This window comes from Pseudoalteromonas sp. SR44-2 (genome assembly GCF_014163745.1).
In the GTDB taxonomy this organism is placed as follows: Bacteria; Pseudomonadota; Gammaproteobacteria; order Enterobacterales; family Alteromonadaceae; genus Pseudoalteromonas; species Pseudoalteromonas distincta.
Map to the genome: position 1 here is coordinate 39,089 of NZ_JACJDW010000028.1, position 12,664 is coordinate 51,752.

Genomic DNA, 12,664 nt, shown 5'->3' on the forward strand with positions numbered 1-12,664 from the left:
ATTTTGACCAGTTAAAGTATAAAAAAAACACTAAAGACAGACCTTTTAATGAAATTCACGCAAAGCCATTTACCTAATAAAGGGTCGGAGATTTTTACTGCTTTTAGATTGAATTAATAAAAAACCTCAACAACCGCACCATAACCCACTGAAAAATAAAAATTAAAAAATTGGTAAAAAATGATGATTTCAGAAAATACATTTGAGGAATACAGTAATTAGGTACTTAATAATTAACAGTTATTAAACGTAAGTTAAAAATAATGACAAAGCGTTTCGTGATAATTATTAACTACATCGAAAAATTTTACTTTAAGAGCTTTTCAAGCGGATCACAAAACATTATATCGGCACGGCATGCTGACACAGCAAATACCTTATAAAACCTATAAAATTTAAGGTGTTTGGTTTTAATATTTCAAGGAGAAAATAATGAAGTTGAACAAATCACTTTTAAGCTGCGCAGTTGCAATTGCAATGGGTACTAGCTTTGCTTCTTATGCAGATACTAACAACAAATCAGCATCAAGCTCAGAACTTGCTACCAACGTTTCTGTAGCAAGTGTTGAAAACTCAATGACTCTTATCCAAACTTTTAATGAAAATACTGCACTACTTACACAAGATGGTGATAGCAACACCATGCTTGTAACAACAACCGGTAATAATAACGAAACTGAAGTTGTGCAGAGCCAATTTGGTAATTATGCTGAAGTAATCACCACAGGTGACAACAACTTACAAGTATACAGCCAAGATGGCGTTGCTAATGGTTTTATCTCTGAAGTGACTGGTAATAATAATATGTTATTTGTTTCACAATTTGGCCAAGGCTTTTTTGTAAATAATGAAGCGATTAATATTGTAACTGGTGATGATAATATCATTGATGTTGAACAAGGCACTGGTGGTCACTGGTTCTACAACATGGATATGCAAGGTAACGCAAATGAAATTACCTCACTGCAAACCGGTGAATGGCATGAAGCAGAAATTACGATGCTTACAGGCGACGAAAATACTCTTGATTTAGTTCAAGACGGTTATTGGAGTACCTTTAAAGTAAGTAGTTTACAAGGCAATGACAACGAGCTTGAAGTTGAACAAGTAGGTGATCGTAATGCTGTAGCATTTAGTGCAATTTCTGGTGATGCAAATGAAATTGAAATTGAGCAAGATGGCTTAACTAATGCGGTAACGTTTGCAACTGTAATTGGCGACGACAACCAAATAGATTTAGATCAAGAAGGTTCACTTAACACAATTGAATCAAACTTATTTGAAGGTTCTAATAATGAGGTTTCAGCAACACAAGTTGGCGCTGAAAACTTAATGACAGCCGATTTAATTGGTGACAACAACGAACTAACTTCAATGCAAAACGGTGATTTAAACGAAGCCTACATGGGTGTAATTGGTTCAGACAATGAATTTACATCAGCCCAAATAGGTGATTTAAACTCGATTCACTTAGCTAACTTTAACGGCTCTGGCAATGATGTTGATTTAGTACAAGCTGGCGATGAAAATGCCGTACTTGTTCAATCTTCATACCCAGATGTAACGCTTACATCTAACGATAATGACATCGATATTGCTCAAGACGGCTCTCAAAATGAAGCAATTGTTACCCTTGCTGGCATTTTAGATAGTAATAATAACCAAATTGATATTGCACAAAGTGGCACGTTAAACCTTATTGATATGATGGTTGAAGGCAATAACCACAACATTGATATTTCACAAACAGGTGAAGGTAACTGGGTTACTGGCGTTGAACAATCAGCATTTTTAGTTGGTGGTGAAAACGTATCGTTTAGTGTTACTCAAATTGGTAACGACAATATTGTTGAAGGCTCAGTAATTGGCTTTGACAGCACTGTATCTGTTACCCAAATTGGTGATGGAAACGCAGCAACAATTACTCAAATGTAATTGTTGAGGTGGGGAGAGCGACCCTCTCCCCTTTTTAAATTATGAAAAAAAATATTAACTTTAATCGTTACCTACTCACACTTTTCCTATGTTTTTCTGGGGCAACTCATGCTGCGGATGAACTAGAAATAGATGGCTTATTACTTGATAGAAGTATTAGCCGCTTTGGTCATCAATTTTATTATGAATTTTCAAACTACTGGCGAGATCTCCCTTCAACAGCTGGTTTTAATATTGAAATAAAAGAAACCGTAATACCAAAAGCGGGTACACAACTTTCTTTAATAATGAATAACCAACTTGTTTACGCGACTTATTTAGGTCGCAGATTAGAACCCCTCGATGAACGTGTTGAGCAAGCTGTTTATACAGTAATAGATGCAATGGCTCGCTCAAACATGGCTGCATCAACACCAGATATGGCTAAAGATGGATGGTAAAATGAAAAAAATAGCCCTTATAATAACAATATTAAGCTTTTCAGCTTCCGCGACTGAAATAATTTACACCCCAATAAATCCAAGCTTTGGTGGTAATCCACTCAATGCAAATATGCTGCTGAGCAAAGCACAGGCTCAAAATAAGCACAAAGCTCCGGTAATCGAAAAAGGTTACGCTGAACAATTTCAAGACTCTTTAGAGCGCACTTACTTAAACCGCATGGTAAGAGAAATTACCGATATGGCTTTTGGTGAGGATATTGAAGATAGTATTTTTAATCAGGACTCAATTTTTATGAGTGGTGATTATCAAATTGAAGTTATAACCAGCACAACCGATTCTATTACAGTAAAAATAACAAACATATTAGATGACTCTGTTGTGATCATTGAAGTACCGAGGTTTGGATAATGTATAAACTACTAATAACAATAACATTACTGGGTTTGAGCGGCTGTACAAGTTTAGGTAAGCTTATTCCACCATCACAGCAAAAAGCAATTAGCCTAGAACCAACTGAATTATTTGCAGATTTAAAAAATTTACCAAAACCTGTTGGCAGCATTCCTGTATCGGTCTACTCATTTAGAGACCAAACAGGTCAATACAAACCACAAACTAACGTTAGTTCGTTTTCGACTGCCGTTACACAAGGTGCTAATTCAATACTCGTACAAGCACTGCATGAATCTGATTGGTTTACACCTGTTGAGCGTGAAGGTTTACAAAACATTTTAACTGAGCGAAAAATTATTCGTGCAGGCCAAGCCGATAACCCGAACCAGGCTGAGTTACCTCCACTTACCACAGCTAAAATCATTTTAGAGGGCGGTATTATAAGCTATGACACCAATGTGAAAACGGGTGGGTTAGGTATGGAATACTTTGGTATAGGCGCATCTGAGCTTTACCGTGAAGATGCTATTTCAATTTATCTACGCGCTGTGGATGTTCGTACAGGTCAAGTGTTGCTTAGTGTGGCCACCAGCAAAAAAGTATTAAGCCAAGAGATGCGTGCAGGCTTTTTTAGATACGTAAGCTACAAACGTCTAGCTGAAGCTGAAGCCGGCTTTAGTGACAACGAACCTATGAGTATTTGCGTAACTCAGGCAATAGAAAAAGCACTGACAGACCTTATAACAAAAGGCATTGATAAAGGCTTATGGGCTAAAAAAGTGAGCTAATTACACAGGCCGTCATAACAAATAAAAAAGGCTACTAACAGTAGCCTTTTTTATGGGAGAAATTGAGATTATATATGCTATTTATTTAGCCATTGGTAATAAAACAGAAACGTAACGCTGAGCCCAATTCGCAAGCTCTACCCTGTTACGTGAGTTAGTTTTTTTAAACGCACTGTACAAATGTGTTTTTACAGTGTGGTCGCTAATATTGAGCTTATCAGCAATTGTATTGTTACTCGCACCTTGTGCAATTAAATGAATAACGGACTTTTCTCGCTTTGTTAAATGATCGTAATCGTCCTGCTTTAATTCAATGTCGTCATGTAGGTTATTAAATGATGATGCCACGGCTAAAATGTCGTTAAAAGCTTTTGAAATTACTTTACGCGTAAACCAAAGCTCGCCAGTATCAACACGAACTAACCCTTTAAAAATATCTTCTGGCGCATCAGATTTATAAAAAACACCATTAAAATGGTTAAGCAATAAGTTTTGCTCGCACACATCTTCTTTATCAACATTAAAGATAACAACACTATGGTGTTTAGCTAAACAAATCAGGTCTGCGGGAATGAGATCTTGCCATTTGCTTTTAGCACCATCTATTAAAAACAAATCATAATTTGCACGCTGCTCAGCTTTAGGAATAACATCGTCCATTTTAATATCACCAAACAAGGCCTGTAGTGTTCTTAAAATAGCTGTATAGTTGTGTGAATGAAAAGATGATTGAAATGTAGTTTTTACGAATACTGAGTTTTTATGGGGCATAAATTTCGTCCTTGAAACATTTACACTACATTACCTAAATCAAATACAACTTACAATGAGATTTTGGTATTAAAATAAAGTTATCGTTTCTCATCCTAAAACAGATAAAAATCTATTAAATCAATACATAACCTACATTACTTTTGTTTTACAATTGATTTTGTAAGATAAATAACAGTTCGGATTAGTAGTTTAGTAATTTATAAAATCGAGTCGTTACGCCATTAGTCCAACCAAAACCCTGCTGTACTTGATATTCACCACCACCGGCTAAAACCGCTGGTGTGCACACATTGTATTTTTCGAGTAAGCACTTATTTACTGCAAAATTTTGCTCAACCATATTTACCCAATTTTGCATTATATGTGTACTCAATTGAGTAATACCGTAGTTATTAAGCCCTTTTACCGCAAGCCATTGGAGTGGAGCCCAACCATTTGGACTATCCCACTGCTGAGGCGTTTGAGTAATAGTTGTAACAATGCCACCCTTTTTTAAAAATTCATTGGCTAATATTGTAGCTACCTTGATTGCTTGCTCATTACTGGCTAAATTAACAAATAAAGCAGTAGTTGCCGCTGCACTAAGTATTGGAGATTGAGTCGTTGTACGGCAGTTATAATCAACAAAAAAACCGGTTGGTTCATTCCAAAGGTAAGCATTAATAAGTGCCTTGCGATTGCTGGCAAGTAATTGGTAATGCTCTGCTTGTTCACTATTGCCGAGCAATTGAAAGAATTTGCTTAATTGATTCTCTAAGTTATACATAAGGCAGTTTAAATCTATAGGAACAATATCAGTTGTTTGAATAGAGCTTAGTAAATTAGACTCACCAAGCCAACGAGAACTAAAGTCCCAACCCGACTCACATGCAGCGCGAATATTACGATAAAAATCAGATTTTTTCTCCTTCGCCAACCCTTCCGCTAGCGCTAAATCTTCACGCAATGACTCTGCTCTTGGCTCACTTACATCGTCCCAATAACGATTTAAAACACCACCACAAGGCATTCTTACTACCCGCTTTGAGCCCAATAAATCACTCGAAAGCAACTGCGCGTCTTGCATCCAAAATATATATTCTTTTTCAAGTGCTGCAACACACATAGCAAGCCATTGCGCATTAAGTGATTTGCTATGCGTATGTTCCCATAATAACTCGACCATGAGTGCTAAAACCGGTGGCTGCGAGCGTGATAAATAATAGCGACGGTTACCATTTGGAATACAACCATAATCGTTAATTAAATCTACAAAGTTAAGTAGCATATCTTCAACTACATCACCTTTATCTGCATCGATTAAGCCCAATGCTGTAAAATAACTATCCCAATAGTAAATCTCTTGAAAGCGCCCGCCAGGCACAATATAGCTGTGCTTTAGTGCTAGTAATGAATCTTGCTTCGGGGTATCCGCCTCTCTTCTAAGGCCACTCCATAACGAGTCTATATAATGTTTAACCGATGACGTATCAGCCTCAGTGCCCATTGCTAGCACTGGAGAAGTAATAAAGTGTGCGTTTACAAACTCACTAAGCTGCGTATTAGTTAAAGGCGCTAATTGTTCATAGCTTTTACATGCACTTTGCCAATTAACACGCGCAATTGCATCTGCGAATGTTTTACAGTCGCTAAATACATGCTGCATTTGAACATCTTTAAATAATTGGCTGTCAAAAAAACTCATAACTTTCCTTACTGTTAAGCTGTCGTCGCGTGTTGTGAGATAGCGTCGGTTCGTTTTTTGAAAAAAATCACGCTAATAAAAATCAAACTAATGGGAACCAAAGAAAGGTAAAACGCATGCTGGCCACTAAAGTGCTCAAATACATAACCAGTTATTATTGAGCCTGTTGTTCCACCAAGTGCTGAAAAAACTACAATTAAGCCAGTCATAGCGGCATGACGATGTTTTTCAAGAGCGCTGAGCATAACTGAGTTAAGTACCGGATAAATAGGCGCCATGAAAAAGCCAATTAACGGTAAAATAAATGCAGCAAGTGGTGCATCAAATAAGCTAATTACTGTATTTTCAGTAACATTCTCAGTAAGCGGTAGGGTAATAAGTATGAGGCCGGCCATCGCAATTAAACAACTGCTCAATACAACAAACCAGTGAATGTGTTTAAGTACTTGCCCTGCTACTAAGCGCCCAAATGCAAGTGCCGCAGCAAAAATACTGGCCAGCTGAATACTAATAGCTATAGGAAGTTTTAAAACTTCATTATTGAATGTGGGTAGCCAAGTACCTACGCCCTGCTCAATTAATACGTATAAAAAAGCACTAATTATAAATATGAGTACCAACGGTTGATATGTTAGCTTAAGCATGGCGATAAAATCGAACCAACAGGAGCGTTTAGTTTTACTTATAATGGCGGGCTTTATAGGCGCAGCAATTACGCTCGCTATAACGATTAGGGCCAGAGCTGCTAGCAAGTAATAAACGTTGAGCCACGCGGTTGAATCGTTTGGATCTATAAAAGCAGTAAAAATCCAATAGCCACTTAACACACCAACCATGAAAATGCCCTCAATGGTGTTTAATAATGAAGAGTGGCTATTTGCATCATCTGTCACTTGGCCGATAATAGAGTAAACCGACACTTTAACCACAGCAAAGCCACAACCAATGGCGGCAAATAAAATTTTAAACGCATAAAAGTCACTAATTAAAGCCGTACTTACACAAGCAAGGGCAACAACAGTAAGTGCCCCAAGCATAGCCAGTTTATAGCCTAGGCGAGGAATAAACGAAGCCACTACAAATGACATTATCGCAATGGATAAATCTTTAAACCCCTCAAGCACTGAAGCTTCTGTTTTACTTACCCCAAGGGTATTTATTGCCTGCAAAATAACGGTGCCCACGCTATTTAACAAAATAGCGAAAATAAAGTAACTTGCTGCAATTGCCAGTGTGACTTTTGTTTTACTCATAATTACCCTCGCTTTACAGCGTTATTTAAACGCTATAACGACCTTTATTGTATGCCCATAACGAGTGCATACACAGTGTGTGTTTATATCAGTGAGGTTTGAGTTTAGTTTAGAATAGCCCTCAATGCAATCGTTTGCATTTTAAATTTAACATTAACTCAACATGATTTATAAACTATCTTTTACTTGATTGGCGGGTAATCAGTTCAATATCAATTACTTGTGATTCAACTTTTTCACCAGCTAGTTGCTGCATCAACTTTTGTACTAATAGCGTGGCTGCGTACTGTGTGTTTTGTCGGATAGTTGATAATGAAGGGTGGCTAATGTCGGCCATAGCAATATCATCAAAACCTACTAGAGCGACATCATTAGGAATGCTTACATAACGCTCTTTTAAGGCTTTCATGGCACCTAAGGCAACCATATCACTACATGCCACTATAGCATCAAAATAAAGGCCTTTTTCACGCAGTAATTGGTTAATTGATTGATACGCTGAGCTACTTGTAATATCAATAGATACAACATGTTGCTCTAATTTATGGGATGCTAATGCGGCAGAGTACCCTCTATGACGCTCACTAATTTCACCATGTTCTGGGTCGCCTAAAAATACAATGTTTTTAGCTCCGTGCTCTATTAAATGCGTTGTTGCTTGCAAGCCTCCCAAGTAATTGTCACTTCCTACAATGGGGTAATTGCTAGGTGTTTTAGGATCTCCCCATACCACCAGCGGAATACCTGCGTTAGCTGCATTTTCTATATTGGTTTGGTTTTTACCTTGACCTACAACAATAATACCGTCTGCACGGCGGCTATTAATAAAATAATTAGCCCAATCGTCTTGCGCCATGATGGAATTAGATAGTAAAAGCTCTAACCCTTGCTGATTAAGTGCAAGATTAATTTCGCTCACTACTTTAAGTAAAAACGGATCGCTAATCGACTGCTCTGTTTGTTCGTCAAGGTTAATTATAACCGCAACTACATTGGTTTTTTGTGTCCGCAACCGACTTGCAGCCGTATTAAGGCTAAAATTATGCTCTTTAGCTAAGCGCTGAAGTTTATCGCGGGTTTCTTGCTTAATTAGCGGATTATCATTAAGCGCACGCGAAACTGTAGAGGTAGACACGCCTGCTAGTTTCGCTAAATCAGTTAATTTAATTTTTTTGTTATTCATGATCTTCCTAAATAGTCGCTTACCACTGATCAATACAATTATCTAACTCGCTGACAATATAGCATTATTATTTTTTGCTGGCGCGAACAACGACCTAAAAAGTGTTTAACATATAAATAAGCTCAATAAATAAACTATATAAATTCATAAATAATTTACAAATAAATATTGCAAACGTTTGCATTTATCTCTAAGGTTTCAATATACACAGCCTATTTACAATGATTTTTAGTAAAAAGGCTGCTGAAATACACTGTTTAATACACTAAAAACGGGATCACACACATGAAAATCAATAAAGCAAAAAGTACATTAGCGTGTGCAATTACTTTAGCGCTTAGCACTCAATGCGCATTTGCAGCAGAGCAAACACAAGAAAAACAGAAAGTTGAGCGCATTGTGGTATCGGGAACACCTACGGGTGTTGGAGTTAGAAAAATTGATGCCAGCTATGCGGTAACTAATATCGATAGTGAACAAATTATTAAACTGTCTCCAAAAAGCACCGCTGACTTGTTTAAAGCAATACCTGGTGTTTGGGTAGAAAGCTCAGGTGGTGAATCGGGCGCTAATGTATTTGTTCGTGGTTTTCCTGGTGGTGGTGATGCCCCATTTTTAACACTCAGTATTGAAGGCTCACCTATTTATCCTGCTTCAACATTGTCATTTTTAGAAAACTCATCAATGTTTCGTGTTGATGAAACCATTGAGACAGTAGAAGCCCTGCGTGGTGGACCTAATCCTGTTTTATCTAACGGACAACCAGGATTAACAACCAATTTTAGATTAAAACGTGGTGGCGAAGAAACAGAAGGCTTATTTAAATACACAACTTCTGATTACGACTTACAGCGAGTTGACGCTGTGATGAGTGGTGAAATTACTGACGATTTATACTTTATGGTTGGCGGTTACGTAAAAAGCTCACCGGGTATTCGTGATGCGGGCTTTACTTCTGAAAAAGGTAGCCAATTTACAATCAACATTACTAAAGATTTAGACAACGGTGAGCTTAACTTTTATACCCGCCAAACAGACGATCACGGTGCATGGTACTTACCAACACCCCTTAATGTTGATGGTATTGACGCAGAATATACGCAACTTGGTACGCTAAATCGTCAAGCAACAATATTTACAGGCCCCGATGCGCAAGCACTTGATATTGACCTAGGTGATGGCCGAGGGTGGGACGGCCATGTTTCGGGCGGTAGTATTAAGCTAGAGCTAAAAGGTGGTTGGCATTTTTCAGATCGCTTTAACATTACCAAAGGCGATGCAAATACCTACGGTTTAGTACCTAGTGGCTCAGCAACAACGGTTGGAGCAGTTGCTGATAACGGCCAAACTGCATTTGGAGCAGTTACAAACACTGAATACGCAAGCGATACCCCAGTCCAACAACTTGGTCGATGGGTAGTACTTAAAGAAATCAGCTCATTTACAAATGATTTAGCTTTTTCGAAAAAATTTGGCGACCTATCAACAACCTTTGGATATTACACTGCAAGTACTTCAGCAAAAGATTGGTGGAGCTTAGGTAACACTGCATACCATGTACTTGAATCAGGTGGCGAAGCATTAACCGGTATTGAATGTAATCAAAACACCGATGGTTGTGATTTTAACTACGACATAAGCTCAACAGGTGATGCGCGCACTAACGCGTTTTATGTTACTGGTGAATACAAATTTGCTGATGCGTTTACACTTGATGTTGGCGTACGTCAAGAAAACCACGAAGTAGAATACAGTGTAGATGAGGGCCTTGACGGTATTATTACTAAAACCGTTAGCTATGATGAAAGTAAAACATCGTGGACTACAGGGTTAAACTATTCAATTAATGATGATATGGGTGTGTTTGCCCGTGTTAACCGTGGTTATAAAATGCCTTACTTTGATGACTTTAGAGATAACTTTGATGCTTACGAAGGCGGCGAAAAGCTTATTAAAGAAATTACCCAAGGTGAACTAGGTTATAAATTAATTACTGAATCAACCGACTTTTATGCAACCGTATTTGTAAATGAAGTTAAAGGCGACACATTTGTAAGAAGACCTGGCGTACCAGCAGAAATTTTAACAAACGAAGCATACGGTATAGAGCTTGATTACAACTTTAATCATGATTCTGGTTTTTCTGTTAATTTAAATACGACATTACAAGATGCTGAAATTACAGAGAGCCCAACAAACGATGGTAACCAGTCGCAGCGCCAACCAAAATGGCAAGTACGTATAACGCCAAGTTACGATTTTGAGCTACAAGGTATGTATGCAACTTTATACGGTACGCTTTCAGCGGTTGATGATCGCTTTGGCAATAACGAAAACACTGTAACACTCGATGGCTACGAAAAAGTTGATTTAGGTTTAATATTAGAACCAATGGAAGGCATCAAGCTTCAAGTAGCAATAGATAACTTAACGGATGAGCAAGGCATTACAGAAGGTGATCCACGTAATGCTGATGCACCAAATGGTCGTTACATTATGCCTCGTACAACGCGCTTTAGTGTAAGTTACGCGTTTTAAATAAAATACAATATAAAGGGAGCATTCGCTCCCTTTCACTTTAATTAACCTAAACAAATGAATTTAAAGGCTAAAGTGAATTACTCAATACTCGCTTTTAATTTATTAAGTGCATCAACCGAAAAACCTCGATCATAAAAATATAAAACTTCGCCGCTGCTATTTATAAGTACCACACGAGAGTTATTTGGGCTTTGATTACCTGTAAACTTTTGAACTGTCTCGCCATCTTTATAAATAGTGATTACCCCACCCCATAATTCTTTAGGGATGCCTTTGCGCATACCGCTGTCTATAAATGTGCTAAACATACGTGGTGCCATGCCGGCAATGGTTGGTAGTTCGTATGTAGGGAGCGTTACGCCCGCCATATCTAAACCAATTAACCAACGGTCTATATCAAACTGGCTGTCTTGCTTGTACCCAATGAGCAGTAGTGTTTTATCTTCCTTAAAATCACTAGGTATAGTCACCAAACTTTGCTCTAAGCTTTCGCCACTAATGCTTGGGAACTGCTTACCTGTTAATTGCTGGTTTGGGTACTGTGTTGTACATGCGCTAAGTAGTAAAAGTGCAAAAGCACTTAATGTTAATTTGATCATAATAAACCTAATATTTATAAACTTCATACCGATACGTTTAGTATGGCAGCTGAGATCTAAAAATGCTGACTAGTTATATAATTTTTAAATTTAGACGCAGTCATGGGCTTACCGTACTTCCAGCCTTGTCCGTAATGCACACCCGCTGTTTTTAAAATGGCTTCTTGCTCAGTGGTTTCAATTCCTTCTGCTACACAGGTATAATTAAACTTATGCACAAGTTCCATAATATTCGGGATCATAGAGGCTTTTAAGCCCTCAGTTGTTATATCTTGAACAAACGTACGATCAATTTTAAGTTGATGAAAGCTCAAATTTTGTAAGTTTCTTAAATTTGAATAACCCGTACCAAAGTCATCTAATGATAAGTTAAATCCCGATTCAACCAAGGTTCTAAAATGAGCATGCGCGATGCTTGTATCAAGGTATTCGTCTTCAGTTATCTCTAAACAAATAATAAAGCGTGAATTGGTAAGCTCTGTAATTTGTGGTAACAACGAGACATTACCCAGCTCTACATCACACGGAAATATATTAAGCGACACTTTAAAGCCTTCAGGCAATACCTCTATAGAGGTTAGCTCTTTGATTGTGGTGGCAATCATGGCCTCAGTAAAAGTCCAGGTTAAATTGTTTTTTCTAATAACCGGAATAAACTCATCTGGAAATAAAACACCGTACTTATCTTCAAAACGTGCAAGTACCTCGCAACCAATCAGCTTGCCACTTTGCAAACAAATAATAGGCTGGTAAGTCCAATAAAATGATCCCTTTTTGAGTCCTTTACGAATACGCTGATTAATAGAGCGACGTGCAGCAATTCTTGCATCAACTATTAACGCACTCGATATTCCCGCTAAACAGGTTAAAATTAACGAAATTATTAGTAATAAGTGGTTATTAGAAAAAAACAGACTCCAAGGTAAGTGCACTACCACACAATATTGTAGTGGCATAGTTAATTTGGCCACCCATTAAGAAAGAAATGTTATGCTAATAAGCATACAAATTTGGGTGAAAAAATGACGAAATTAACACGCGCAACGTATTCTGCTGCAATCAAATTAGAA

The 12,664-nt window shown here is 37.7% G+C and carries 10 protein-coding genes and 1 pseudogene; 5 read left to right on the plus strand and 6 right to left on the minus strand.

The window, feature by feature from the left end:
- Positions 1–432: 432 nt before the first annotated feature.
- Genes H5115_RS15650 through H5115_RS15665 form a run of 4 tightly spaced genes read left to right on the plus strand, consistent with a single transcriptional unit; the run spans position 433 to position 3,560 of the window.
- Positions 433–1,935 (plus strand): curlin, encoded by a 1,503-nt coding sequence (locus tag H5115_RS15650; RefSeq protein ID WP_182756227.1) that lies wholly within the window; start codon positions 433–435, stop codon positions 1,933–1,935.
- A gap of 41 nt (positions 1,936–1,976) precedes the next feature.
- Positions 1,977–2,375: a curli production assembly/transport protein CsgE gene (locus H5115_RS15655; protein ID WP_024595596.1), complete on the plus strand. Its 399-nt coding sequence runs from the start codon at positions 1,977–1,979 to the stop codon at positions 2,373–2,375.
- On the plus strand, positions 2,365–2,787 hold the full coding sequence (locus H5115_RS15660; protein ID WP_182756229.1) for a curli assembly protein CsgF: 423 nt from the start codon (positions 2,365–2,367) through the stop codon (positions 2,785–2,787). Before H5115_RS15655 ends, H5115_RS15660 begins: the two co-directional genes overlap by 11 nt.
- Positions 2,787–3,560 carry a CsgG/HfaB family protein gene (locus H5115_RS15665; protein ID WP_182756231.1) on the plus strand — a complete coding sequence of 258 codons (774 nt, stop codon included), beginning with the start codon at positions 2,787–2,789 and terminating at the stop codon, positions 3,558–3,560. Before H5115_RS15660 ends, H5115_RS15665 begins: the two co-directional genes overlap by 1 nt.
- Before the next feature lie 81 nt (positions 3,561–3,641).
- On the opposite strand, the gene H5115_RS15670 is transcribed toward H5115_RS15665, so the two are convergent.
- The 4 genes from H5115_RS15670 to H5115_RS15685 form a co-directional block, all read right to left on the minus strand.
- Positions 3,642–4,331 carry a LuxR C-terminal-related transcriptional regulator gene (locus tag H5115_RS15670; protein WP_024595599.1) on the minus strand — a complete coding sequence of 230 codons (690 nt, stop codon included), beginning with the start codon at positions 4,329–4,331 and terminating at the stop codon, positions 3,642–3,644.
- Positions 4,332–4,515: 184 nt separating this feature from the next.
- Positions 4,516–6,018 (minus strand): trehalase family glycosidase, encoded by a 1,503-nt coding sequence (locus H5115_RS15675; RefSeq protein ID WP_182681478.1) that lies wholly within the window; start codon positions 6,016–6,018, stop codon positions 4,516–4,518.
- A 14-nt stretch (positions 6,019–6,032) separates the two neighbouring features.
- Positions 6,033–7,271, minus strand: a complete 1,239-nt coding sequence (locus tag H5115_RS15680) for a sugar MFS transporter (protein ID WP_024591993.1) — start codon at positions 7,269–7,271, stop codon at positions 6,033–6,035.
- 175 nt (positions 7,272–7,446) lie between these two features.
- Positions 7,447–8,454, minus strand: a complete 1,008-nt coding sequence (locus H5115_RS15685; RefSeq protein ID WP_007378432.1) for a LacI family DNA-binding transcriptional regulator — start codon at positions 8,452–8,454, stop codon at positions 7,447–7,449.
- Positions 8,455–8,739: 285 nt separating this feature from the next.
- Here H5115_RS15685 and H5115_RS15690 point away from each other — a divergent pair, with 285 nt between their 5' ends.
- Positions 8,740–10,992 carry a TonB-dependent receptor gene (locus H5115_RS15690; protein WP_165726775.1) on the plus strand — a complete coding sequence of 751 codons (2,253 nt, stop codon included), beginning with the start codon at positions 8,740–8,742 and terminating at the stop codon, positions 10,990–10,992.
- Between the two features lie 80 nt (positions 10,993–11,072).
- On the opposite strand, the gene H5115_RS15695 is transcribed toward H5115_RS15690, so the two are convergent.
- Positions 11,073–11,594, minus strand: a complete 522-nt coding sequence (locus H5115_RS15695) for a hypothetical protein (RefSeq protein ID WP_182756232.1) — start codon at positions 11,592–11,594, stop codon at positions 11,073–11,075.
- A gap of 56 nt (positions 11,595–11,650) precedes the next feature.
- Positions 11,651–12,538: pseudogene (locus H5115_RS15700) on the minus strand (EAL domain-containing protein); the annotation flags it as partial.
- Positions 12,539–12,664: the final 126 nt, after the last annotated feature.